The organism is Methyloversatilis sp., assembly GCF_030696805.1.
Taxonomy (GTDB): Bacteria; Pseudomonadota; Gammaproteobacteria; order Burkholderiales; family Rhodocyclaceae; genus Methyloversatilis.
In genome coordinates this window covers 1-22,283 of the sequence record NZ_JAUYRO010000043.1, presented here as the reverse complement: position 1 = coordinate 22,283, position 22,283 = coordinate 1, and the positions used below count along the sequence as shown (strand labels likewise).

Sequence of the window (22,283 nt, the reverse complement as noted above, 5' to 3'; positions counted from 1 at the left end):
TCCATGAATTTCTGCGCTGACTGCGGCAGCAAGGTTGAACAGCGCGTGCCGGAGGGCGACAACCGGCTGCGCCACGTCTGCCCGGCGTGCGGCACCATCCACTACCAGAACCCGCGCATGGTGGTGGGCACCCTGCCCGTCTGGGAGGGGCAGGTGCTGTTGTGCCGGCGCGCCATCGAACCGCGCCTGGGTTACTGGACACTGCCCGCCGGATTTCTCGAGAACGGTGAAAGCGCGGCCGACGGTGCATTGCGCGAAACATTGGAAGAAGCATGTGCGCGGGTCGCATTGATCGCCCCGTACACCATGGTCAGCGTGCCGCAGATCGACCAGATGCACATCCTGTTCCGGGCCGAGCTGATCGATACCGACTTTGCGCCCGGCAGCGAATCGCTCGACGTCCGGCTGTTCGACGAAACCGACATTCCATGGGACGAACTGGCGTTCCGCAGCGTGTCACTGACCTTGCGCACCTTTTTCGACGAACGGCGCAAGGGCGGCTTCGGCGTGCACCACTTCAGTCTGGACGTACCGGGCCGAAGCTGAAGCTGAAGGTTGCACCCTGGCCGACCACGCCCTCGGCAGACACGTGACCTCCGTGCAGCCGGATCACCCGCTGCACGATCGCCAGACCGATGCCGCTGCCGTCGAATTCGCGATTGTTGTGCAGGCGCTGGAATGGCGCGAACAGTCGACCGACATAGGCCATGTCGAACCCGACACCGTTGTCGCGCACGAAATAGGCCGCCTGCCCGTGCAGCTCGGACTGCCCGATCTCGATGCGCGGCTGCGCCTGCAGACGCGTGAATTTCCATGCGTTGCGCAGCAGGTTTTCGAACACGACGCGCGCCAGTCCGGAATCGGTGTCGGCCCACAAACCTTCCGGAATGACCCAGTGGATGTAGCGGTCGGGTGCTTCGGCAGTCAGTTCGCGCACCACGTCGCGCGCGATATCGGACAGGTTGGTCAGTGAGCGGTGTACCTCGGCACGCGACACGCGCGACAGCTCCAGCAGATCGTCGATCAGTTCGCCCATGCGCTGGCTGTTGCGACGGATGCGCGACAGATACTCGCGCCCCTGTTCGTCAAGCAGGTCGCCGTAATCCTCCACCAGCAGGCGCGAGAAGCCATCCAGCGCGCGCAGGGGTGCCCGCAGGTCGTGCGACACCGAATAGCTGAACGCCTCCAGTTCGCGGATGGCCGATTCAAGCGCCGCCGTGCGCGCGCCGACACGCCGTTCCAGTTCGTCGTTGAGTGACTGCACACCCTGGACATGTTCGGTCTGGATGCGCTCGGCGTCGCGTTGTGCGGTCATGTCGCGCCGCACCGATACGATTCCATTGAACTGGCCATCATCGTCGGTCAGCGGAATGACGCTGACTTCGAACACCCGCTCCTCGCCGTCCGGCATGACGAGGCGCTGCTCTTCCCGGTGCGGCTTGCAGGACAGCGCTACAGCTTCGGCAAGCTTGTGGTCCTGCTTCAGCACGCCGGCCATCGACGGCAGGTGCGCCGCAAGTTCCTCGCTGGTGGCGCCCAGCCAGGCCATCTTTTTCAGCCAGCGCGTATCGAGCAGCGAGCGATTGGCGAGCCGCCAGCGCAGGTGCTTGTCCTGCAGCACGATCAGTTCCGGCAGCGCATCGACCAGCGCGCGCAGTCTGAATTCTTCCTCGCGCAAAGCTTCGCGTGCCTGCATTTCGGCCGTGATGTCCCGACTGACGCCGCGATAGCCCGAAAACGCGCCTTGCGCGTCGAACACCGGCTCGCCGGACGAGGCCAGATAACGCCAGCGCGAACCGTCGCGGCGACGCGACAGGAAGTCGCGGAACGCGTCATGACGCTCCAGCGTCTGGCGCAGCAGGCCCCACGGCAGCGTAAGCGCCTCTTCACCGGCGATCTCCCACGGTGCGCAGCCGTCCAGCGAAGTGTCACCGAAATGCACGCCGGTCAGTTGATCCGGCAGGCGGTGGTAGCGCAGGTCGGCATCGAGTTCCCAGTGCCAGTCTGCCGACAGCAGCGTCAGCGCACGGAAGTGCGATTCGCGTTCGCGCAGCGCCCGCCGTGCCGCCTGCTTCTCGAACATCGCGGCACCGATGAACAACGCGGTCGCGGCGGTCAGCGTGATCAGGCCGTGCAGCACGAAAATCTGCACGCCCATTGCGTGTTCGTTCAGCAACGAGGTGCCGTGTGCGGTGCCGGCCAATGCGATCAGCGATGCGATCAGGAAAACCGTCCAGCCGACGCGGGGCGGAAAGCGCAACGCGATCCAGATGACCAGCGGCAACGAGGCGTAAAGCTGCAGGATGGGTTCGGCCAGCAGGGCGACGCCGAAGAAGGTCGCCGCCAGCATGCCGAGCAGCGTCAGGATGACCAGCGCCTGTTCGATCAGCCGACGCGGCGACTGCACTGGCGAGCGATCGGTCGTCCAGGCCAGCAACGGCAGCATCGACACCACAACGCCCAGTGCATCGCCGAGCCAGACTGACGCACCGGTATCGAGCCAGCTGACCGCAGGCAGGTCATGCGCCAGCGCCATGCCGAGCGTGGTGGCTATGGCACTGATGATGGCCACCGCATACGCCACCGCCAGCAGCTTGAAGGCGCCGTCGGTACGCTCCAGCAGATGCGCCGGCTCGCTGATCAGATGCCGCAGCATGCGCGCCCCCACCCACGGCGCGATGATCTGTCCGGCCGCGTACAGCAGGGCTATCTGCATGGGCAGCTGCGCCAGCGCGGCGCCGGCGATGACACCGATCAGCACGCCCGGCAGCGCACGGTTGCCGAAGTGCAGCAGCACGAACAACGCGAGGCCGATCGGCGCCCACATCGGCGTGATGCCCGACGCGTCGCGCAGTTGCAGGTTGGCCACCACGAGCACGCAGTAACCAAGCGCGATGAGGGCATTCAGCGAAAACGGGCCAACCCTCGGCTGCAGCATACCGGGCGGCACGGCCGCCGCCGGTGCGCGGGCCTGCGGATCCTGTTCGTGCATTTCATCAACCGGCCGGTTCATGTCAGGCACGCACCCGCTTGACTATCGCAACAACTGTTTCTAGGTTTCAACGACCGCAGCACAAACCGTCCCTGTGGAGCATGAAAATGGAAAGACGCCACTTCATCGCGACCTGCAGCGCTGCGTGCGGCATGCTGGGGCTGAACCTGCCGGCGCACGCCCGCATCGTGCGGAGCTATCCGCGCAGCGTACTGACCGACGGTGACGGACAACCACTGCGAGCCGGCTCGCTCGAGCCGGGCATCAATTATGTTTTCCAGTGGCCCTACCCGGCCACGCCGTGCTTCCTGCTCGATCTCGGTAAAAAGGTGACGGGCCGGAAAGACATCCGCACTGCGGATGGCCGCCGTTATGACTGGCCGGGCGGCGTCGGCCGGCGCCAATCTGTCGTCGCCTACTCGGCCATATGCTCGCACAAGCTCACCCATCCCACACGCGACATCAGTTTCATCGCCTATCGCGCCGAGGCGACGCCGCACAATGCGCGCGCCCGGGTCATCCACTGCTGCTCCGAGCACAGCCAGTTCGATCCGGCCGCTGGTGCGCAGGTTCTCGAAGGCCCTGCCCCGCAACCGCTGGCCGCGATTGTATTGGAGTACTCGGCCGAGCGCGACGAACTGGCTGCGGTCGCCACCCTGGGCGCCGATGTGTTCGATCGCTTCTTCAGCAGTTTCGGCTTCCGGCTTGCACTCGAACACGGTGGCGATCGCGCCATGCAGCCGGTCGGCGAACGCACGCGGGTCATTCCGATGGCGGAATTCTGCCGCCAGCAGGTGCGCTGCTGACCAGCCGTTCAGCGCTTCAGCCGGGCGCTATGATCTGTTCATCCTGCACGGCGTCGGCCGGTTCGCCCTCAAGTTCCAATTCCACCGCGAAGCCGTGCGGCGGCAGATCGACCGACATGACCGCGCTGCTCGCCGCTGCCCTGAACGCGGCCAGCACCCGCGCATCCACCGCGTCGTGTCCGCTGCTGCGCACGAGCGAGACCGCGACGACACGGCGCGCATGCAGCTGCAATGCTATGACCATCCGCACACCCGTTGCCTGCAGCAATGCGCCGTCGCGGGAAACGGAACGCGCGATCGCGTAGCGGAATGCACGCAGCGAGGATTCCGCGACGACCGGTGACAGCGCGCTGCCGTCTGGCCCGGGCGGGGCGGTCCGGGCGACGGCGGTGACCACAGGCGGACGGTCGATCGACAGGCGGGTGTTCGCAGCGGCCGGCAGGTCGTCCGCAACGGTGACCGATGCCACTGCCGGCGCCGCCGGCACGAGCCGCAACGCGCCGAGCTGCCGGGCCGGTGTATCGGGCGCCGGGCGTGGCGGTGGAAGCGGCCACATCAACAGTGCGTGCACTGCCAGCGACAACCCCGTTGCGGCCAGCAACTTCGAAAATTGAATACGCTGGCGACGCGGTTGCAAATTCATCTTCCTTTGCTAGAGTACGTGCGCGCTGCGGGCGGAAGGCCGTTACACTCGATCGGCAGACGATCGCCCGCGCGCAAGTCTGCGTTTCCGCGTTTCCTGCCTGTCAAGCTGGACACTATGGAGGTTGCCAAGGCCGTGTTCCCGTCGATGGAAGAGCACCCACCGCTGAGCTTAGCGCGGGAACGCCGCCGGCCGGCACATCCGTGGATACTCACGCTGGATGCCAACGGCGTGCCGCATCGCTGGGTGAGCTGGCAGCACGCCGTGTTCTATCACTCGAAGGATCTGGTGGCCTGGGTCGCCGGCAGCCACGAATTCGAAATCCGCGGCGGCATCAACCGGATGACCGGCGAACAATCCTTCATCCGCACCAACAGCATCATCGCCATCAAGGGTCGCAGCCACGCGCACAAGCTGCAGATGGCCGTGCCGCCGCTGAACAATCGCGAGCTGTTCCACCGCGACCGCTCGATCTGTGCCTACTGCGGCGGCGATTTTTCCGCCCAGAAACTCACGCGCGACCACATCCTGCCGGTGTCGCAGGGCGGCCGGGACCTGTGGATGAATGTGGTCACCTGCTGCCGTCCGTGCAACCAGCGCAAGAGCGGCCGTACGCCCGAACAGGCGCACATGCAGTTGCTGTACGCGCCCTATGTGCCGAACAAGGCCGAGTACCTGATCCTGAGCAACCGCAACATCCTGGTCGATCAGATGGATTTCCTGTCCCAGCACGTGAATGCCAACAGCCGCTGGAAGGCGGCCTGACCGTCAGGCGGGCAAGGCCGCCGGCACACGTCGGCGCGTCTGGCGCGGCAGCAGCAGCTGGAATACCGTGCCCTGACCGATTGCGCTCTTGCACGAGAGCGAGCCACCGAGCGCCCGGATCTGCGCCAGCGCATGCGCCAGCGTCGGGCGAGCCTGACCTTCGCCGGCCGTCGAAGCGAACAGCGCCGCCACCCGGGCAGCGTCCATGCCGCGGCCGAAGTCGCGGATGCGGATTTCCGCGTGCAGCACCCCGTTCCAGTTCACCCCATCCGCACTGCTGACGGCGATGCGCCCGCCGCCGCTGCCGATCTGCTCGGCACTGACCGTGAGCAGCGCGGCCACGATGTCGCGCATCGCCGACAGCGGAAGGTGCAGCGGCGGCAGCGCCGAATCAAGGTGAAGTTCGGTCGTGATCGAACGCGCGCGGAACGTCCGCTCGTCGGTCTCGGCCATGATCTGTTCGATCAGCTGATTGATGTCGGTCCATTGCGCGGCGGCGGTGATGTCCGGCGGGCGGCTTTCGAACTGGTGCAGCACAGAGTCGATGCGGATCACCTGATCGTTGAACACCGACAGCTCCGATTCGAGCATCGAATCGGCGCCCATCTTCAGGCGCATCGACTTCACCTGGTGCTTGAGCAAGCCGAGCGGCGTGTTCAGGTCGGCGCGCAACTGACGCGAATGCGCGGCGTACTGCTCGACCATGCTGCTGCGAAGTTCGCCCAGGTTGCGTGCCTGCACGCGCTGCATGCGCAGCGCACGCGCCGTGGCGCTGGTCAGCGCATCGAGTCCGGCGGCGCGTTTGCGCAGGCCGGACAGCGCCGAAACCGGCATGCGATGCAGTGCCAGAGCCTCCACCCGGCCGTCGCCGAGCAGCGGCAGCATCAGGCAGGCTTCACCGCGCGCCGGGCGCAGCAGTCTCTGGATGCTGATCGGCAGACGCGAAGCCTGCCGGGCATCTTCGCAGTACCAGGGAAGACCGCGCAGCAATTGCTGCCCGATGTCACCCAGCCCCGAATGCGCCAGATCGAGCTGGATGCCGCCCGGTTCGCCGGCTTCGTCGAGCACCGCGAAACGGCTTTCGCCGTGCGCCGGCAGCAGCATCTGCGGCATCGGCAGATCGAGCAGCAGGGCGCCAGCCAGCCGGTAGGCGCGCAGCACGTCATTGTCCGCGGTGGGTTCGAGCACCTGCGCGAGCAGTCCACTGCGGGCGAGATCGAGCAGCAGCGACTGCTGCGCATCATTGCCGTTCGCCGGGTTGAAGGCAGGGTCAAGCGAAACCTCGAAGAACGGGCGATAGGGCTCACCGGCGATCATCGGCGCCATCGGGTCGAGCAGTTGCAGCGCGTCCAGCCGGGACTGCGTGCGTCGGCAGGCAGTCTGCCAGGCGTCGTTGAGCTGGTCCATCGGCAGCCCGGTCAGCGCATGCGCCAGCGCGGCGTGCTGCATCGCGTCGCCGCTGCCACCGCCCGCCAGTTCTTCGGCCGCGCGCGCGATGCGAAGCAACTCGGGTGCATCCTGGAACAACGCCGCGTCGGCGTGATGAAAGCGCAACGCGTCAGCCAGTTCGCCGGCCCAGCCGGCCGGCAGCAGATCGGCGGCCAGTTCGGCGTGCGACACGCCCAGTTCGGCTGTTTCGAGGCTCGCCAGCGCCGACTCGTTGTGACCTTGGGCCAGCAGGTCCAGATAAGGTGGATTGACCGACAGCAGCGGGAGCGCCACATCGAGCAGCAAACCGGCAATGTAGGCCTCGTCGGGGTCGCTGTTGCCGCAGCGCAGCGACAGCTCGCGCGCAGTTTCGGCGGTCAGCAGCGAATGTGACCAGTAACGGCGGAATCCGTCCGGCACACCGGCGAGGCGGGACGACCACTGGTGGGTGTCAAGCATGGCCGCGCGGATCAGCGCCTGCCCGCCCGCGTCGATCACCGCATCGATGCGGCGCGCCGCGCTCAGGCCATTCGGATGTTCGAGCGCTTCCGACGCGCGCAGCACGCGCAGCACGAGCACCGGATCGGCGCGCAGCAACGCAGACAGCGGCTGCGCCTCGCCCTGCGGCGAGCGCAGGCCGAGCGCCGTTCCGGCAATGACCGGAACGGATGGCGCGCCAGACAGCACGGCACATTCGATCGCGCTTGCAGCGTTGGCTGACATGCTGTGCAGGAAACGGAATACGTCGGGGTGGCCCCCGGCGCTGACCTTTTTGATTGTTTATCGGCCGTTCTGACGGACGGAATTTCACTGGATAATACCGCAGCACTTTGGCGCAAAACCCGCGCCAACACTGGGAATCGTCACGTCCTGACCGTTCATTGCAGGTCGATGTCACCCGTTTCGGCCGCAACCCGAATCCCGGCCTTGAAAACGCCGAAACCCCGCGAATCTTACAAATCGTTACTGCGGTCGCGCAGCGGGTTTACAGCAGCCGCCGACACTGGCTTCGCTGCCGGAGCATTCCGGCAAATCAGAGGAGTCAGATCATGAAACACCCGAACGCAGTCACTGCCCGCCCCCTGCAGGCTGCAACATCCCGCGGTCGCTGGCTGGCCACCCTCACCGCAGCCGGCGCACTTGCCGCGATGGTTGCTGCCGCTCCGCAGGCTTCCGCCGACGCAGGCGAACAGCGCGCACCGCACGCCATGAAGACCGCAGCGCATCATGGCCACGGTCAAATGGAGAAGCGCATGGCAGAACGCGTCGAACGCGTATTCAGCAAGGTCGGCGCAACCGACGAGCAGAAGGCACGTGCCCGCATCATCGTCGAGGCCTCTGCAGAAAAGATGAAGGCGATGCGCCCTGCCGACGGCAGCGGTCCGAAGGAAATGCTGGCGCTGCTGTCGGCCGAGGCCATCGACCGCGACCGGATCGAACAGCTGCGTGCCGCACGCCACGCGCAGATGGACGAACGTTCGAAGCTGATGACGCGCACGCTGGCCGATCTGGCCGAAGTGCTGACGCCCGAACAGCGCAAGGACGCGGCGAAATCACTGGCCCGTCTGGGTGGCGGCCACCCGCATCATGGCAAGCACCACGGCAGGCATCATGACCATGGCGACGGCCCGCGTGCCGCCGACGGCGCAGTGCGCAGCTGATGACCGGACTGCCGTGGTTCAGACCACGGCTGTTCCGAACAGGCGGGCCAGTTCGGCCCCGGGGTCGGCGGCGCGCATGAAGGCTTCGCCGACCAGAAATGCATGCACGTCGCGGGCCCGCATGGTCGCGACGTTTTCTGCCGTCAGGATGCCGCTTTCGGTGATGACGACGCGCCCGGCCGGAATGCGGTCGAGCTGCGACAGCGTGAAATCGAGTGACACCTCGAAAGTGCGCAGGCTGCGGTTGTTGATGCCCATCAGCGGCGTATCGAGCTGCAGCGCCAGATCCAGTTCGCCCGCGTCGTGACTTTCCACCAGCACCGCCATGCCCAGATCACCCGCCAGGGTTTCGAGTGCGCGCATGTCGGCCACCGCCTTCGCCTGCTGCGCCGCATCCGCCTCACCTGATGGCGGAAGGAAAGCGGCCACGATCAGCAGGATGCAGTCGGCGCCCATCGCGCGCGCTTCGACCACCTGCCACGGATCGATGATGAAATCCTTGCGCAGCACCGGCAGATGACAGGCGGCACGCGCCTCGACCAGATATTCGGGCGCCCCCTGAAAATACTGCCGGTCGGTCAGCACCGACAGGCAGGCGGCACCGCCCGCCTCGTAGGAGCGAGCGATCTCGGCCGGACGGAAGTCGGCGCGCAGCACGCCCTTCGACGGACTGGCCTTTTTCACCTCGGCAATCACCGCGGGCTGCCGGCGCGCCACGCGATCGCTCAGCGCAGCGACGAAGTTGCGCACCGGCGGCTGGGCCTCGGCCCGGGCACACAGCGCCTCCAGCGTCTGCACGGCACGGCCGGCGGCAATTTCTTCCCGCTTGGTGGCGAGGATTTTCTGCAGGATGTCGGACATTTCTTCTGACCCATTCAAGCGTTTCGGACCTGTAGGAGCCTGCCCCGCAGGCGATCGAGCTGTCGATCGTGGCGATTCCGTCATGCGACACCCGATCGCCTGCGGGGCAGGCTCCTACAAGAAAATCACGTGGCAAACGAGCGCGTCAGCTCGACCAGCGTATCGAGACGTGCCCGCGCGGCACCGGAGTCGACCGCCGTCCGGGCACGGTCCACGCCATCGCGCAGGCTGTCGGCCACGCCGGCCACGTAAAGGCTGGCGCCGGCATTGAGCAGCACGACATCGCGCGCCGGTGCAAAGCTGCCATCCAGCGCGGCCAGCAGCATGTCGCGCGACGCCTGCACATCGGCCACTCGCAGCGTGTCGAGGGCATGCACCGGCAGACCGACATCTGACGGATGCACCGTGTATTCGCGTACCGCGCCGTCGCGCAACTCGCCGACAAAGGTGTCGCCGCTGATCGTCAGTTCGTCCAGCCCGTCGCGGCCATGCACCACCATCACGTTGCGCGAACCCAGTTCCTTCAGCACGCGCGCCAGGATGCCGACCAGATCTGCGTGGAACACGCCCATCACCTGATTGGCCGCGCCGGCCGGATTGGTCAGCGGTCCGAGAATGTTGAACATCGTACGCACGCCCAGTTCGCGGCGCACCGGCGCAGCATGCTTCATCGCGCTGTGGTGGTTCGGTGCAAACATGAATCCGACACCGGCCTGTTCGACACAGGTTGCCACCTGCGCCGGCGTGAGGTTCAGTGTCACGCCGAGCGCCTCCAGCACATCGGCGGACCCGCTCTGCGACGAACTGGCCCGCCCGCCATGCTTGGCCACGCGCGCGCCGGCCGCGGCTGCGACAAACATCGCCGCGGTGGAAATATTGAAGGTGTGCGCGCCGTCGCCACCGGTGCCACAGGTGTCGACCAGGGTCTGGCTGTTGTCCACCGGCACCTTCATCGACAGCTCGCGCATCACCAGCGCCGCGGCGGCAATCTCGCCCACGGTTTCCTTCTTCACCCGCAGACCGATCAGGATGGCGGCGATCAGCGTTGGCGACACTTCGCCGGTCATGATCTGACGCATCAGCGCCGTCATTTCGTCGCGGAAGATTTCGCGGTGCTCGATGACGCGCTCGAGCGCCTGCTTCGGTGTGAAGGTCATGCGCCGGCCCTCCATTCGTCGAGGAAGTTTTTCAGCATCTGGTGACCGTGCTCGGTCAGGATGGATTCCGGGTGGAATTGCACGCCCTCGACCGCCAGTGTCTTGTGCCGCATGCCCATGATTTCGCCGTCATCGGTCCAGGCGGTGACTTCCAGGCAATCCGGCAGCGTGTCGCGCGACACCGCCAGCGAGTGGTAGCGGATGGCCGTGAATGGGTTGGGCAGGCCGCGGAACATGCCTTTGTCCAGGTGGTGAATGGCTGCGGTCTTGCCGTGCATCACCACCTTGGCGTGCACCACGTCGCCGCCGAACGCCGCGCCGATGCTCTGGTGGCCGAGGCACACACCCAGTATCGGATACTTGCCGGCAAAGGCATTGATCAGCGGCACCGACACGCCGGCTTCCTTCGGCGAACACGGCCCGGGCGACACCACGATGTGGTCCGGCTTCAGCGCATCGATCTGGTCGAGCGTGATTTCGTCGTTGCGGAACACCCGCACGTCCTCCCCCAGTTCGCCGAAGTACTGCACGAGGTTGTAGGTGAAGGAATCGTAATTGTCGATCATCAGCAGCATGTCAGTTCCCCCGCCCGTCCGGGCCCGGTACCAGCCCCGCTTCCGCCAGTTCGGCGGCGCGCAGCACGGCGCGCGCCTTGTTCAGCGTTTCCTGCCATTCGCCTTCCGGCGTCGAATCCATCACCACGCCGCCGCCGGCCTGGGCGTGCAGCTGGCCGTCCTTGATCACGGCGGTGCGCAGCGCGATCGCCACGTCCATGCCACCGTTGAAGCCGAGGTAGCCGACTGCGCCGGAATAGATGCCGCGCTTGACCGGCTCCAGCTCGTCGATGATTTCCATCGCCCGCACCTTGGGCGCGCCGCTGACGGTGCCGGCCGGGAAGGTGGCGCGCAGCACGTCCATCGCCGTCAGGCCGGGCTTGAGCACGCCTTCGACATTGCTGACGATGTGCATCACGTGCGAATACTTCTCCACCACCATGCGGTCGGTCACTTCGACCGAGCCGATGGCGGCGACCCGGCCGAGGTCGTTGCGGCCCAGATCGACCAGCATGATGTGTTCGGCGCGTTCCTTCTCGTCCGACAGCAGGTCTTCGGCCAGCGCACGGTCTTCGTCCGGCGTGGCGCCACGCTTGCGCGTGCCGGCGATCGGCCGCACGGTCACCTTGTCTCCCTCGAGGCGGGCCAGTATTTCCGGGCTGGCGCCGACGATGTGGGTGTCGCCCAGATTGAAGAAATACATATAGGGCGACGGGTTCAGCGCGCGCAGCGCGCGATAGACCGCCATCGGCGTCGTGGCCAGCGGCTTGCTCATGCGCTGCGACGGCACGACCTGCATGATGTCGCCGTCGAAGATGTAGCGCTTGGCGGTGTCGACCGCCGCGCAGTAGGCGTCGTGGCCGAAGCCGGACACCGCAGCCACCGACACGCCGCGCGGCGTGTCCGGTTCGCGCAGCGGCGATTTCAGCCGCGCCGACAGCGCTTCTAGCCGCAGATGGGCATTGATCAGCGCGTCCGGCTGCGCCGGGTCGGCATAGACAATGAAGGTGAGCCGGCCGGACAGGTTGTCGAATACCGCCAGTTCGTCGGACAGCAGCAGATGGATGTCCGGCACGCCGAGCGGATCGGGCTTGTTCCAGCCGGCGTCGAGCCGGTGTTCGACATAGCGCACCACGTCGTAGCCGAAATAGCCGACCAGCCCGCCCGAAAAGCGCGGCAGGTCCGGCAGGTCGGGCACCCGGTAGCGGCCGATGAAGTTCTGCACGAAGGCGAGCGGATCGGCCGATTCGCAGTGCTCGATCTCGACCTCGTCGCGCAGCACGCGGATGTCGTTGCGACGAACGACGATGCGCGTCTGCGCCGGCAGGCCGAGGATCGAATAACGACCCCAGCGCTCGCCGCCCTGCACCGATTCGAGCAGATAGGAATACGGCGCATCGGCCAGCTTGAGATAGGCGGACAGTGGCGTGTCGAGATCGGCCAGCGCCTGGCGCGCGACCGGAATGCGGTTGTAGCCGGCGCGTACGAGCGCCTCGAATTGATCGTGATTCATGGACAGACCGGAGAGCGGAATTTGAACGGGCGCCGCGGTGTCACCGCACGCGCCGGACCGGAAGCGGACTCAGGCGGCTCGCCACAGGTACCCGTGCAGGGGCGCGGGCGCGCAGCTGCGGGCGGGTATCTCCTTGGATGTCGGGCTGTCCATTGGGTGTCGATTCGGTGTCGATTGGGTGTCGATTGGGTGTCGGTTCGTTGTGATGTGCCCGACTCAGTGGCCGGTCGAAAGCGTGACGCGGTCGAGCAGGTCAGGGAGCGACGATAGTAGCCCATCGCAATCTTTTGCGTCCAGCACGCGCCCTTCGCTGTAGCCCCAGGGCACGCCGAACACCGGCACACCGGCGGCGCGGGCGCAGTCGATGTCGTTGTACGAGTCGCCTATATGTAACAGCGCGGCAGGTGCGCAGCCCAGTTGCGCGGCCGCATGCAATAGCGGCGCCGGGTCGGGCTTCTTCTGCGGCAACGTGTCGCCGCTGACCACGCAGTCGAAGTACGCGCGCAGCTTCATCAGTTCGAGCAGCGGCTCGGTGAAGTCGGCCGCCTTGTTCGTGACGCAGGCGAGCGGGAAACCGGCTGCCTTCAATGCGGCCAGCGTGTCGTGTGCGCCCGGGTAGGCGGTCGAATGTGCGCCGTTGCGCGCCCGGTAGCCGCGCTTGAACGTCTCTATCGCCTGCGCGAGCAGCGCGGCGTCCTGTGCGCGCTCGCCCAGGCAGCGTTCGACCAGATTCGGAATGCCGCGGCCGACGAATACCCGCACCTCGTCTTCGCGCCGGGGCGGCAGACCCAGTTCGAGCGCCATGTCGCGTGCGGCGGCGGCAAGATCAGGCACGGTGTCGAGCAGCGTGCCGTCCAGGTCGAAGCTGATCGCGGCGACCGCGCGCGTGTTCTTCATACGGCAACGGTCGCGAGCTGGGCGCGCAGTGCGCCGATCACGCTGTCGTAGCGGTTCGGGTCGGTGTCGAGACCGGCGCCGAACACGGCCGAGCCGGCGACGAAGGTGTCGGCGCCGGCGCGCGCGATGTCGGCAATGTTGTCCACCTTCACGCCACCGTCGATTTCCAGCCGGATGCGCCGGCCGGTGCGCGCTTCGTACTCGTCCAGCCTGGCGCGCGCGGCGCGCAGCTTGTTCAGCGTTTCCGGAATGAAACTTTGACCACCGAAGCCCGGATTGACCGACATCAGCAGCACGAGGTCGAGCCGGTCCATCACATGATCGAGATGATGCAGCGGCGTGGCCGGGTTGAACACCAGACCGGCCCGACAGCCGTGATCGCGGATCAGCGACAGCGAGCGGTCGATGTGCTCCGACGCCTCCGGATGGAAGGTGATCACGTTGGCACCGGCTTTCGCGAAGTCCGGAATGATGCGATCGACCGGCTTCACCATCAGATGCACGTCGATCACCGCGTCGGTATGCGGGCGCAGCGCCTGGCACACCAGCGGGCCGATGGTCAGGTTGGGCACGTAGTGGTTGTCCATTACGTCGAAATGTATCCAGTCGGCACCGGAATCGATGACGTTGCGCACCTCCTGCCCGAGCATGGCGAAATCGGCCGACAGCAGGCTGGGCGCAATCAGGAAATCGGCGGCGGATGAAGGACGTGCGGACGAATGGCTCACGGGCGTGCTCCGGGTGGCGGGAGTGCAATTGTATCGGCTCCGGTGCCCTGCCCTGCTTATCGCCTCGCTGTTTGCCCTGCGCGTCACGGCTGCTGCTTGCCGCACCGGTGGACTTCGGTTAAAAAGCTGACATGGCCGAAGCGAAAAAACATGAAATCACGGTGTCCGTGCAGACACGCTATATCGAAGAGCAGTCCGACCCCGACGAGTCGCGTTTCGTCTTTGCCTATACGGTGACGATCGCCAACACCGGCACCGTGCCGGCACAGCTGATCAGCCGTCACTGGGTCATCCGCGATGCTGCCGATTCCGAACAGGAAGTGCGTGGCCTGGGCGTAGTCGGACAGCAGCCGCTGCTCAAGCCGGACGAGAAATTCGAATACACCAGCGGCTGTGCGCTGACCACACCGGTCGGCACCATGGGTGGCACCTACCAGATGGTGGCCGAAGACGGCACGCAGTTCGAAGCCGTCATTCCCGAATTCACGCTCGCCATGCCGCGCGTGCTGCACTGAGGTCCGGGGCAGCGCGGTGTCTCTCGACGCGTCCTACACCCGACTCGCCCCGCTGTACGACGCGGTCGTTGATCTCGCCACGCGCGGTGCGCGGCGCGCCAGTCTCGACGCCCTGCCGCGTTCGCCGTCCGACATCCTGCTGTGCGGCATCGGCACCGGACTCGACCTGCCCTGCCTGCCGCCCGACCACCGCTACACCGGCCTCGACTTCAACAGCGCCATGCTGGCGCGCAGCCTGCCGCGCGCCGAGGGGCTCGATTACATGGCGGTGCGCGGCGACGCGATGCGTCTGCCCTTCCCCGACGAAAGTTTCGACTGCGTCGTGCTGCACCTCATCGTCGCCGTCGTGCCCGATGGCGCTGCCTGCCTGCGCGAAGCGGCCCGCGTGCTGAAACCGGGCGGAGCGGCACTGCTGCTCGACAAATTCCTGCCCGCCGGGCGCCCGGCGCCGCTGCGCCGCCTGCTGTCGCCCCTTGCGGGCCGCATCGCAACCCGGCTCGACCTGGTACTCGAAGACGCGCTGAAAGATCTGCCCTTCAGTGTGGTCAGCAACGAACCCGCCGCCTTCGGCGGCTGGTTCAGGCGAGTGCGCCTGCTGCGCGTCTAGCGCAGCCCCCCGCCAGCCGGGACTTCCGGCGAAGCCTCTACGCACGCTTTCTGTGTCGGGCAGTGAAGGGCTCGAAGAGCGTCTCGGTGCAGCAGCGGCTGTGGGAGTGCCCTTGTGGGAGTGGCGGCCTCGCCGCGATCAGTGCAGCGATGATCGATGATCAACGCGCAGATCGCGGCGAGGCCGCCGCTCCCACAGCGCGTCGCTGCTCCCATAAGCCGCTGCTCCTACAGCGCGGCCCCCTTCAACGAGCGGCGCGACCCAGGCCGCGCATCTGCGCATGCCAGCGGGCGCGTGCGGCGTCGTTCATGCTGTCTACGCTGCCGACGAGCGTCGTACGCACCGGCCGGATGCCGACGAAATTCAGTGCGTTGCGTTCGAAGCTTTTCACGCCATGCGCAAGATAGATCCAGCGGAACATCAATGCCGGCATGCCCATGGTCACGACAAGCCTGGCCGAACGGCCCTTCAGCAGCGGCTTGAACGGACTCAGCCCGGTGCCTTCGCCAATCGCGAAACCCGGTCGGAAGAGCTGCTCGAAAAAGGCCTTGAGCAGCGCCGGCAGCGTACCCAGCCACAGCGGGAAGAACACCGCCACGTGCTGCGCCGCAGCCACTGCCGCCTGCGCCCGCGCGACATCGCCATCGGCCGCGACAGACCAGGCTGCCTTGTCGCGCAGCAGCGGAAACTGCAGCCGGGTCACGTCGATCGTTTCGACTTCGTGTCCGGCCTCGCGGGCACCTTCAATGTAACTGTCGGCGAGTGCGCGCAGCAGCCCCGGTCTCGTTTCGGGGTGCCCCTGGATGACGACGATGCGGCCCATGTCCGGACTCCCGTATTGGCAATACTGCGATCCTGGTCAAAGGCGGGGTGTTGGGCATCGCTGCGCTCACCCCAACCTACCTGAAATTCCGGTGCGCCCATCCTGGTCAAAGTCCGGGGCACGCACCTTGAGCGGGATCATCCGCCGGCGCATTTCAAGGGCGCGTTCGCGGGCGCAACCGGGATCAACGCTGGGGCTGCGGGAGCGGCCCCTGTGGGAGCGGCGTCCCCGCCGCGATCAGCGCCGCGATGTCGTTGTGCAGCGTGCGTATCGCGGCGCGGCGGCCGCTCCCGCAGCGGCTGGCGAAGGCCGCCCCGCGGCTCGCTGCCCGCGGTCCTCACCCCAGCCAGTGCGCGACCAGTGGCCGGCCGAGCGGGCTGGTGACGAACAGGAAGATGAGCACGTTCAGCGCCACCGTGACCCAGAAACCTCGCCGGAACGAGGTCTTCACCGACTTGTGGCGCAGGAACTGTTGCGCCAGCAAGCCGCCGGGCCAGCCGCCGACCAGCGCCAGCAGATGCAGCCGCGCTTCGGGCACGCGCATGCCGTCGTTCGCCGCCTGCGCCTTGTCCACCGCATACAGCCCGAAGGTGACGACGCTCAAGCCGAGATAGAGCAGGAACCAGCCCGCCGGCACCTGCCACAGCCAGGCCGCGACCAGCATGACCACGAGAAAGGCCGGAATGACGAACAGCGTGGCGCCGCCCCACTGCGCCGGATGATCGTCACCGCTGGCCCGAGCGCGGGGGCGCGCGGTCTTCAGCGGCACGCCGTCGAGCAGCACCTCCTTGGCACAGCGCCGCCCTGTGCGGTCGGTACCGACGGCAAAGCTGACGCGGTCGCCCGCAGAGGGCCGGCGCCCTTCGGCATTCACTTCGCTGATGTCGGCGAACAGCTCGTCGCCGCCGTCGTCCGGCACGATGAAGCCGAAGCCCTTGTCATCCTTCCACGTCCTGATGCGGCCCGCGTTGCGCATGTCATCTCCCTGAATACGGAGGCGGAAGATAGCACCGCTTCAGTCGGGGCGCCCGGCCTGCGCGACGATGTGGTCCGGCCATTCGAAGGCATCGCAGCGCGGGCAGTCGAGTTCGACCCCGATCTTGCGGGCGCGTCCGGCTTCGGTGGTCACCCACGGGCGATGGGTAAATGGCGGTTGATGGCGCACGTGCTGGCGGTGGCCGCAGGCCAGCCGCGCCACCCAGTGACCTTCTTCATCGAGCTGGAAGCCGGTGATCGGCTGCTTCACGGGCGTGCCCCGCCGGCGGCGACGCGCACCGCAGCGACCCACGGTTCGTAACGCCGGCCCCAGGCCACGTCAAGTTCGAAGGTGGCACGGCCGGTATCGACCTCGTTGCGGTCGACCTCCGCCATGGCGATGCGCAGGGCATGCGGCACGGTGATCGAACTGACCGACACCTCCTCGATCTGGCCACTGAAGATCAGCTGCTCTTTCTCGCGCGTGGCCAACGGCCTCACGGTGGCGGCGACGATGGCATAGCGCGCGCGGTCGGGGTAACGCGCGCGCAGCGCCGCGGCGTCGAGCCCGGCATCGATGGCGAACAGCCGCGACGCTTTGTCGATTTCATACCGCAGCGCCTGCTGCGCCGACAGCACTGCGTTCTCTTCCGCCTTGTTCGTGGTGCCGCGTGCCACCAGCGCGTCGTGCTCACGCCGCGCCTGTTCGATCGTGGCCTGCCAGGCGTCGCCAGCGAGTTCAAGCACGAGCAAAACTTCGCGCGACGCACGATGCGTGCGTTCGTCACCGGACAGGTCGAAACCCAGTGCGCGCAACCGCGCGGCATCGAGCCAGCCGGCGCCCCGACTGTAATTGAAGGCGTAACCCGCATCCGCCTCGTGCCGGGTGGCCGGTACGCGCCAGGCCAGCGTCACCGCCACGCTGCTGCGCTCGCCGCCTCGCTCTCTGTAGTAGCCGAAGTCGTACGGCAGCTGCGCTTCGCGGTGCGTCAGCGTGAGCCCGCTGCCCGGCTCACCCGAGCGATTCCACGCCACGCCGGCCAGCACCAGCACATTCACCGCAACGATCAGCGCGGTGCCGGCGACGAGCAACACTCGCTGTGATCGTGTCATTGCGCCGACTCCGAGCGCAGCATCGCCGCGCGCAGCCGCTTCAGCACGAAGATGACGAGCAGCGCGACCAGCCCGAGCACGAGGAAGAACAGGAATCTGGGCATCACCGCCCACCACCAGTCGAACAGCTTGGTGTACAGGAAGATGACGAAGAACACGACGGCGGTGTGCGTCACTTCCGGCCAGCCACGACGCACGCCCAGCCAGGCCAGTGCGGCGCCGGCGACGAAGCCTGCGACCTGGTAAAACCCCTCGACCGCACCACCGTCAAGTGGCAGGTAGCTCGCGCGGCCCCAGTTGGCCAGCACCAGCATCGGCAGGAACAGCATGAGCGTGCCGGTCAGCCGCCAGGTGGCCGCAAAGCCCGACCACGCACGCTGGCTGACGAACTGCGGCAGGCACAGCATCGCCAGCGCGGCCGGAAAGAAATGCTCCGGCCGTTCGCCGACCGACAGCCAGTACAGCCCGCTCCACGCGCCGACGCGAGCGGCGATGAAGCCGGCCAGGCAGATCAGGCCCGCCACCAGCATCAGCCGCAGCTCGCAGGTGTAGGCCAGCAGCAGTGCAAACGCCGCCCAGGGGAGCAGTGCCTTGTCGGACGGCGTGATGTTGAAGCTCGAGCCCAGCAGGCTGAGGTTGAGCACGAAGCAGACAAAGGCCACCAGCGCCGCGAGCTTGGCGAAATAGCCCGATGCGTCGCGCGCCTGCAGCCATACGGTCACGCCGAGGCTGGCCAGCGAAGCCGTCATCAGCACCGTCACCTGCATCGCTTCGGAGAACAGCGGCCAGTACTGGCGGAACAGGAAATACACGCTGGCGCCCAGTGCCAGCGCGCCGAGAAAGGAGGCGATGCGCAGGCCAAGCGAAATCTGCTGCGCCTGCGCGCTGGTGTCGACATCGTGCCGGCGCGCCATCTGCCCGAGCAGCGCGTCGTGGTGGCGTTGCAGCGCCGAACGCTGCGCCGCATCGAGCGGCAGCACGGCTTCGTCGTCGAGCCGGGCCAGTTCGCGACGGAACGCCCGGATATCGTCGGCGCGCTGCTGGGCATCGGTGCGCGAGCGCGCATCGGGAGGATTCACGGGTTCCATGCCGGGGTCCGGGGCGTCATCACCGCATCATGCCACGCCCGGCAGAGCCACCGCTGCGGCACAATGCCGCCGTGTCAGACACTCACATCCCGCTGCTGCGCGGCAGCCTGCGCGCGCTCAAGATCATCCTGCTGACCTTCACCGGCATCGGTCGCACGCGCATGATCAACCGCACCACCGAAGGACTCGGCCCGCAGCACTTCCTGCTCGGCGGCCTGTTCGCCGCCATCCTGGTCAATGTCCTGCTGATCAGCCTCGTGCTGTGGGCAACGAGCTGACCGTTACGAGTTCAAACTCGCGATCGCTCGACCCCCGGCGATGTTTATCGTAGGAGCAGGCCCTGCCCGCGATGCACACGTTGATCGTGCCCAGCCGCGTATTCGGAGTACGGATCGCCTGCAGGGGCGGCGCGGGGGTTTCGGCGAGCACCGCTCGCCGCCCGCAAAGCCGGCCGGCCATGCAGGGCCGGCCGTGGATGGCTCCTACGAAAACCCTGGCGGCTGAGGTGGCGTCAGCCCCCCTCTTTCGCGCCGAGCCGCCACAGGCGGGTCACTTCCTGCGAGCGCGCCTCGTGCAGCGGGTCGGACTCGTCACTCGCCTTGGGGTGGCGCGGGCGGGCGTCGAGATGGCCGAGCACCTCCAGACCCGCGTCATCGATCCAGCCCTGCAGCTCGTCGGCGGTGCGCAGGCCCAGGTGTTCGGCAAAGTCCGACAGGATGAGCCAGCCCTCGCCGTCCGGCCCGAGATGTTCCGCCAGCCCCGACAGAAAGCCGCGCAGCATGCGGCTGTCCGGGTCGTACACCGCGTGTTCAAGCGGCGAAGCCGGGCGCGCCGGCAGCCAGGGCGGATTGCACACGATGAGCGGTGCGCGGCCATCCGGGAAAAGGTCGGCCGCCCGCACGTCGATCTGCGCGCCCAGCCCGAGGCGGGTGACGTTGTCGCGTGCGCAGGCCAGCGCGCGTTCGTCCTGATCGGTCGCAACCACCTTCGCCACGCCGCGCTTCGCGAGTAGCGCTGCCAGCACGCCGGTACCGGTGCCGATGTCGAAGGCACGCGACGCCTTCTTCAGCACCGCCGGCAGCGGCGCCTTCGCCACCAGATCGACATATTCGCCGCGCACCGGCGAAAACACGCCGTAGTGCGGATGGATGCGCGCTTCGAGCGCCGGCACCTCGACGCCGTTGCGCCGCCACTCGTAGGCGCTGATCACGCCCAACAACTCGCGCAGCGAACACACATAGCCGTCGCGCGCCTCGCCGTGCGCCTGTGTGCAGGCCTCGACCACATCGGGTGCGCGGCGCAGCGGGATGACGTGGCCGGCGTCGAACGGAATCAGCAGCATGCCCAGCGTGCGGGCGCGCTGCGACTGTGCCAGCCGGTGCTGGTTGAACGCGTCACGCATCGTGGCCGCCGGCTTGCGCGGCTTGCGGTCCACCCGCCGCACCAGCGCCTGCAGCAGTTGCCGCGCGTTCTGGAAGTCGCTGCGCCACAACAGCGCCGTACCCTCGCTCGCGAGGCGGAAGGCGCTGTCGGCGCTCAAGGTGTCGTCGGCCACCACCACGCGCTTCGGCGGCGGCAGGCCGGCTTCGGATTGCCAGCGCAGGCTCTTCTCTGCGTCGCCTTCGGTAAATACAAGTCGTGAATCAGTCAAGTTTCGGTCACCGGATGAATCTTCATTGCATATATATATGCGAAAGCGCCAGGCAGCCGCCGGCGCTCAAGCGGGCGCAGCAGGGGCGCGCGTCCAGTTCTCCACCACCAGCCCGGGGTAATCGGCGAAATCCGCTTCATTGTTCGTGACCAGGACAGCATCGACGCTCACCGCATGGGCGGCAATCATCCGGTCGAGCGCATCGCGGCGGCGGTCGCGCACCGCGGCAGCGAGTGCGCCGTAACGCTCTGCGGCTGCCTCGTCGAAAGCGAGCACAGGCACGCGCTGCGTGAAGCGTCGCAACCCCGCCGCGGCCTGTTCACGGTCAGCGCCCTGACAGCGCTCGACGCCGTGCCACAACTCCGCGTAGGTGACCACCGAAATCGCAATGTCGCCCGCTCTCGCCTGCTGGAATCGGGCCACCACCTGCGGCGGTTGTCGCGCCATCAGGTAGATGCAGATATTCGTATCGAGCATCCAGACCAAAGCTCAGTCCTTTGCAGAAGGCTCGGCAAGGTCCCATTCGCGCTCGCGCTGCTCATGAAACTCGCGCCCTTCGGCCATGAAGCTCTTCGGAAAGGACGCGAATATCTCAGGCAGATCGGCCAGCGACGGTCTTTGTGCGGGCCTCAGCACCAGGGTGTTGCCCACCCGCTCGATCTCGACCTCTTCCGACACCCCGGCGATGGCCAGTTCCTTCGGAATGCGCACGGCGAGCGAGTTGCCACTTTTGAAGATACGGGTTCGCATGGTGGGCCTCTGTACTCAGTGATGTGTATACAGGATATACATCGATCACTCGCGGCACAACGCGCGCGGCCCGCGGGATCGGGGTCGAGGCACCGTTGCCACGTTCAGATCGAAGGCGCGCGCGCCCAACGCAAGGCACCAGCCAACGACCGTGGGAGCGGCCCTGTGGGAGCGGCGGCCTCGCCGCGATACGCAAGCTGGTCATCGACCATCCCGGCTGACGACAAGCGAAGTTGAGCAACGCAATGCGCCCTTGTCTGGACACCATCGGATGAGTCGCAGCGCGACCTTCGTGCGTGTCCGCGTGCTCGAATCCAGCAAGGCGCAAGGCCTTGACTTCAACCAGAAGCTGCTCGACTTGCGACCGGCTGATCACTGCCAAGGATTGATCAACGTGACGCCGCAGCTCTCGAAATCCCTGACATTGCGCGTGGCGAGATCTGCTCCGCGAGAGCGCGCGATACCCGCAATCATCGCGTCTGACTGGCTAACAGGTCGGCCTTGAGAACGCCTGGTCGCCGCGATTTCGGCGTATGCGTCGGCAGCTTCACTACCAAAGTCCAACACGCGCTCAGCCATATCATCAGAAAACACGGCGATCACCTCACGCAGCAACTCCTGCCGACGTCGGCCTTCCGGCAACAGGCAAACACCGAAGAGCATCTCGCCCCGGGTGATCACCGTTGTAAATAGGGACGACTGCCGCTGCGCCCGAACCCAGGCCACCACCCGCTCATCCGGCACCGGGCGCAGCAG

25 protein-coding genes are annotated in these 22,283 nt (G+C 66.7%); 7 read left to right on the top strand and 18 right to left on the bottom strand.

What is annotated here, in order from left to right; genetic code table 11:
• Nucleotides 1–3 precede the first annotated feature (3 nt).
• Nucleotides 4–546 (top strand): NUDIX hydrolase, encoded by a 543-nt coding sequence (locus Q8R75_RS07795; RefSeq protein ID WP_305614836.1) that lies wholly within the window; start codon nucleotides 4–6, stop codon nucleotides 544–546.
• Here the strand turns inward: Q8R75_RS07795 and Q8R75_RS07790 are convergent.
• Nucleotides 518–3,013, bottom strand: a complete 2,496-nt coding sequence (locus Q8R75_RS07790) for an MASE1 domain-containing protein (RefSeq protein WP_305614835.1) — start codon at nucleotides 3,011–3,013, stop codon at nucleotides 518–520. The genes Q8R75_RS07795 and Q8R75_RS07790 overlap by 29 nt on opposite strands.
• Before the next feature lie 86 nt (nucleotides 3,014–3,099).
• Between Q8R75_RS07790 and Q8R75_RS07785 the strand changes: the two genes are divergently transcribed.
• Nucleotides 3,100–3,798 (top strand): hypothetical protein, encoded by a 699-nt coding sequence (locus Q8R75_RS07785; protein WP_305614834.1) that lies wholly within the window; start codon nucleotides 3,100–3,102, stop codon nucleotides 3,796–3,798.
• Nucleotides 3,799–3,814: 16 nt separating this feature from the next.
• On the opposite strand, the gene Q8R75_RS07780 is transcribed toward Q8R75_RS07785, so the two are convergent.
• Nucleotides 3,815–4,267, bottom strand: coding sequence for a hypothetical protein (locus tag Q8R75_RS07780; RefSeq protein ID WP_305614833.1), 453 nt, complete (start codon nucleotides 4,265–4,267; stop codon nucleotides 3,815–3,817).
• A 321-nt stretch (nucleotides 4,268–4,588) separates the two neighbouring features.
• Here Q8R75_RS07780 and Q8R75_RS07775 point away from each other — a divergent pair, with 321 nt between their 5' ends.
• Nucleotides 4,589–5,206 (top strand): HNH endonuclease, encoded by a 618-nt coding sequence (locus Q8R75_RS07775; protein WP_306441334.1) that lies wholly within the window; start codon nucleotides 4,589–4,591, stop codon nucleotides 5,204–5,206.
• Nucleotides 5,207–5,209: 3 nt separating this feature from the next.
• Here Q8R75_RS07775 and Q8R75_RS07770 read toward each other — a convergent pair whose 3' ends face one another.
• A complete protein-coding gene (locus tag Q8R75_RS07770) occupies nucleotides 5,210–7,357 on the bottom strand; it encodes an HDOD domain-containing protein (protein WP_305614832.1) in 2,148 nt (715 codons plus the stop codon).
• Between the two features lie 326 nt (nucleotides 7,358–7,683).
• Between Q8R75_RS07770 and Q8R75_RS07765 the strand changes: the two genes are divergently transcribed.
• Nucleotides 7,684–8,295 carry a Spy/CpxP family protein refolding chaperone gene (locus Q8R75_RS07765; RefSeq protein ID WP_305614831.1) on the top strand — a complete coding sequence of 204 codons (612 nt, stop codon included), beginning with the start codon at nucleotides 7,684–7,686 and terminating at the stop codon, nucleotides 8,293–8,295.
• A gap of 18 nt (nucleotides 8,296–8,313) precedes the next feature.
• Here Q8R75_RS07765 and trpC read toward each other — a convergent pair whose 3' ends face one another.
• The 6 genes from trpC to rpe all read right to left on the bottom strand — a co-directional run bounded on the left by trpC (nucleotide 8,314) and on the right by rpe (nucleotide 14,005).
• Entirely contained in the window at nucleotides 8,314–9,156 is an 843-nt protein-coding gene (trpC, locus tag Q8R75_RS07760) for an indole-3-glycerol phosphate synthase TrpC (RefSeq protein ID WP_305614838.1), read from the bottom strand.
• A 125-nt stretch (nucleotides 9,157–9,281) separates the two neighbouring features.
• Nucleotides 9,282–10,313 carry an anthranilate phosphoribosyltransferase gene (gene trpD / locus Q8R75_RS07755; RefSeq protein WP_305614830.1) on the bottom strand — a complete coding sequence of 344 codons (1,032 nt, stop codon included), beginning with the start codon at nucleotides 10,311–10,313 and terminating at the stop codon, nucleotides 9,282–9,284.
• Nucleotides 10,310–10,888, bottom strand: coding sequence for an aminodeoxychorismate/anthranilate synthase component II (locus tag Q8R75_RS07750; protein WP_305626433.1), 579 nt, complete (start codon nucleotides 10,886–10,888; stop codon nucleotides 10,310–10,312). Before Q8R75_RS07750 ends, trpD begins: the two co-directional genes overlap by 4 nt.
• Nucleotide 10,889: 1 nt before the next feature.
• Complete coding sequence (trpE, locus tag Q8R75_RS07745; protein WP_305614828.1) at nucleotides 10,890–12,380, bottom strand: anthranilate synthase component I; 1,491 nt, start codon at nucleotides 12,378–12,380, stop codon at nucleotides 10,890–10,892.
• Nucleotides 12,381–12,596: 216 nt separating this feature from the next.
• The gene (locus tag Q8R75_RS07740; protein WP_305614827.1) at nucleotides 12,597–13,277 is read right to left on the bottom strand and encodes a phosphoglycolate phosphatase; all 681 of its coding nucleotides are present in this window, start codon (nucleotides 13,275–13,277) and stop codon (nucleotides 12,597–12,599) included.
• Nucleotides 13,274–14,005 carry a ribulose-phosphate 3-epimerase gene (gene rpe, locus Q8R75_RS07735; RefSeq protein WP_305614826.1) on the bottom strand — a complete coding sequence of 244 codons (732 nt, stop codon included), beginning with the start codon at nucleotides 14,003–14,005 and terminating at the stop codon, nucleotides 13,274–13,276. The genes Q8R75_RS07740 and rpe overlap by 4 nt, the downstream gene beginning before the upstream one ends.
• Before the next feature lie 131 nt (nucleotides 14,006–14,136).
• Between rpe and apaG the strand changes: the two genes are divergently transcribed.
• Both apaG and Q8R75_RS07725 read left to right on the top strand, forming a co-directional pair.
• Complete coding sequence (gene apaG, locus Q8R75_RS07730; protein ID WP_305614825.1) at nucleotides 14,137–14,520, top strand: Co2+/Mg2+ efflux protein ApaG; 384 nt, start codon at nucleotides 14,137–14,139, stop codon at nucleotides 14,518–14,520.
• Nucleotides 14,521–14,536: 16 nt separating this feature from the next.
• Nucleotides 14,537–15,127: a methyltransferase domain-containing protein gene (locus Q8R75_RS07725; RefSeq protein WP_305614824.1), complete on the top strand. Its 591-nt coding sequence runs from the start codon at nucleotides 14,537–14,539 to the stop codon at nucleotides 15,125–15,127.
• 244 nt (nucleotides 15,128–15,371) lie between these two features.
• Here the strand turns inward: Q8R75_RS07725 and Q8R75_RS07720 are convergent, their stop codons facing one another.
• The 5 genes from Q8R75_RS07720 to Q8R75_RS07700 all read right to left on the bottom strand — a co-directional run bounded on the left by Q8R75_RS07720 (nucleotide 15,372) and on the right by Q8R75_RS07700 (nucleotide 19,126).
• Nucleotides 15,372–15,950, bottom strand: coding sequence for an NAD(P)H-dependent oxidoreductase (locus Q8R75_RS07720; RefSeq protein ID WP_305614823.1), 579 nt, complete (start codon nucleotides 15,948–15,950; stop codon nucleotides 15,372–15,374).
• Nucleotides 15,951–16,287: 337 nt separating this feature from the next.
• Entirely contained in the window at nucleotides 16,288–16,926 is a 639-nt protein-coding gene (locus tag Q8R75_RS07715) for a cold shock and DUF1294 domain-containing protein (protein WP_305614822.1), read from the bottom strand.
• Between the two features lie 39 nt (nucleotides 16,927–16,965).
• On the bottom strand, nucleotides 16,966–17,196 hold the full coding sequence (locus Q8R75_RS07710) for a DUF3565 domain-containing protein (RefSeq protein ID WP_305614821.1): 231 nt from the start codon (nucleotides 17,194–17,196) through the stop codon (nucleotides 16,966–16,968).
• A complete protein-coding gene (locus Q8R75_RS07705) occupies nucleotides 17,193–18,038 on the bottom strand; it encodes a DUF4824 family protein (protein WP_305614820.1) in 846 nt (281 codons plus the stop codon). The genes Q8R75_RS07710 and Q8R75_RS07705 overlap by 4 nt, the downstream gene beginning before the upstream one ends.
• On the bottom strand, nucleotides 18,035–19,126 hold the full coding sequence (locus tag Q8R75_RS07700) for a DUF2157 domain-containing protein (protein WP_305614819.1): 1,092 nt from the start codon (nucleotides 19,124–19,126) through the stop codon (nucleotides 18,035–18,037). Before Q8R75_RS07700 ends, Q8R75_RS07705 begins: the two co-directional genes overlap by 4 nt.
• Before the next feature lie 71 nt (nucleotides 19,127–19,197).
• Between Q8R75_RS07700 and Q8R75_RS07695 the strand changes: the two genes are divergently transcribed.
• The gene (locus Q8R75_RS07695; RefSeq protein ID WP_305614818.1) at nucleotides 19,198–19,404 is read left to right on the top strand and encodes a DUF2970 domain-containing protein; all 207 of its coding nucleotides are present in this window, start codon (nucleotides 19,198–19,200) and stop codon (nucleotides 19,402–19,404) included.
• A 233-nt stretch (nucleotides 19,405–19,637) separates the two neighbouring features.
• Here Q8R75_RS07695 and Q8R75_RS07690 read toward each other — a convergent pair whose 3' ends face one another.
• From Q8R75_RS07690 to Q8R75_RS07675, 4 genes are all read right to left on the bottom strand, one after another.
• Nucleotides 19,638–20,777: a class I SAM-dependent methyltransferase gene (locus Q8R75_RS07690; protein ID WP_305614817.1), complete on the bottom strand. Its 1,140-nt coding sequence runs from the start codon at nucleotides 20,775–20,777 to the stop codon at nucleotides 19,638–19,640.
• A gap of 66 nt (nucleotides 20,778–20,843) precedes the next feature.
• Nucleotides 20,844–21,254 carry a type II toxin-antitoxin system VapC family toxin gene (locus tag Q8R75_RS07685; protein WP_305614816.1) on the bottom strand — a complete coding sequence of 137 codons (411 nt, stop codon included), beginning with the start codon at nucleotides 21,252–21,254 and terminating at the stop codon, nucleotides 20,844–20,846.
• A gap of 12 nt (nucleotides 21,255–21,266) precedes the next feature.
• Complete coding sequence (locus Q8R75_RS07680; protein ID WP_305614815.1) at nucleotides 21,267–21,527, bottom strand: AbrB/MazE/SpoVT family DNA-binding domain-containing protein; 261 nt, start codon at nucleotides 21,525–21,527, stop codon at nucleotides 21,267–21,269.
• A gap of 372 nt (nucleotides 21,528–21,899) precedes the next feature.
• Nucleotides 21,900–22,283, bottom strand: a 384-nt coding sequence (locus tag Q8R75_RS07675) for a type II toxin-antitoxin system VapC family toxin (protein WP_305663632.1), incomplete at its 5' end; no start/stop codon positions are given.

Coding starts and splice junctions, on each gene's coding strand:
- Q8R75_RS07795 (WP_305614836.1), top strand. CDS start 4: ATGAATTTCTGCGCTGACTGCGGCAGCAAGGTTGAACAGCGCGTGCCG.
- Q8R75_RS07790 (WP_305614835.1), bottom strand. CDS start 3,013: ATGAACCGGCCGGTTGATGAAATGCACGAACAGGATCCGCAGGCCCGC.
- Q8R75_RS07785 (WP_305614834.1), top strand. CDS start 3,100: ATGGAAAGACGCCACTTCATCGCGACCTGCAGCGCTGCGTGCGGCATG.
- Q8R75_RS07775 (WP_306441334.1), top strand. CDS start 4,589: ATGGAAGAGCACCCACCGCTGAGCTTAGCGCGGGAACGCCGCCGGCCG.
- Q8R75_RS07770 (WP_305614832.1), bottom strand. CDS start 7,357: ATGTCAGCCAACGCTGCAAGCGCGATCGAATGTGCCGTGCTGTCTGGC.
- Q8R75_RS07765 (WP_305614831.1), top strand. CDS start 7,684: ATGAAACACCCGAACGCAGTCACTGCCCGCCCCCTGCAGGCTGCAACA.
- trpC (WP_305614838.1), bottom strand. CDS start 9,156: ATGTCCGACATCCTGCAGAAAATCCTCGCCACCAAGCGGGAAGAAATT.
- trpD (WP_305614830.1), bottom strand. CDS start 10,313: ATGACCTTCACACCGAAGCAGGCGCTCGAGCGCGTCATCGAGCACCGC.
- Q8R75_RS07750 (WP_305626433.1), bottom strand. CDS start 10,888: ATGCTGCTGATGATCGACAATTACGATTCCTTCACCTACAACCTCGTG.
- trpE (WP_305614828.1), bottom strand. CDS start 12,380: ATGAATCACGATCAATTCGAGGCGCTCGTACGCGCCGGCTACAACCGC.
- Q8R75_RS07740 (WP_305614827.1), bottom strand. CDS start 13,277: ATGAAGAACACGCGCGCGGTCGCCGCGATCAGCTTCGACCTGGACGGC.
- apaG (WP_305614825.1), top strand. CDS start 14,137: ATGGCCGAAGCGAAAAAACATGAAATCACGGTGTCCGTGCAGACACGC.
- Q8R75_RS07720 (WP_305614823.1), bottom strand. CDS start 15,950: ATGGGCCGCATCGTCGTCATCCAGGGGCACCCCGAAACGAGACCGGGG.
- Q8R75_RS07715 (WP_305614822.1), bottom strand. CDS start 16,926: ATGCGCAACGCGGGCCGCATCAGGACGTGGAAGGATGACAAGGGCTTC.
- Q8R75_RS07705 (WP_305614820.1), bottom strand. CDS start 18,038: ATGACACGATCACAGCGAGTGTTGCTCGTCGCCGGCACCGCGCTGATC.
- Q8R75_RS07700 (WP_305614819.1), bottom strand. CDS start 19,126: ATGGAACCCGTGAATCCTCCCGATGCGCGCTCGCGCACCGATGCCCAG.
- Q8R75_RS07685 (WP_305614816.1), bottom strand. CDS start 21,254: ATGCTCGATACGAATATCTGCATCTACCTGATGGCGCGACAACCGCCG.
- Q8R75_RS07680 (WP_305614815.1), bottom strand. CDS start 21,527: ATGCGAACCCGTATCTTCAAAAGTGGCAACTCGCTCGCCGTGCGCATT.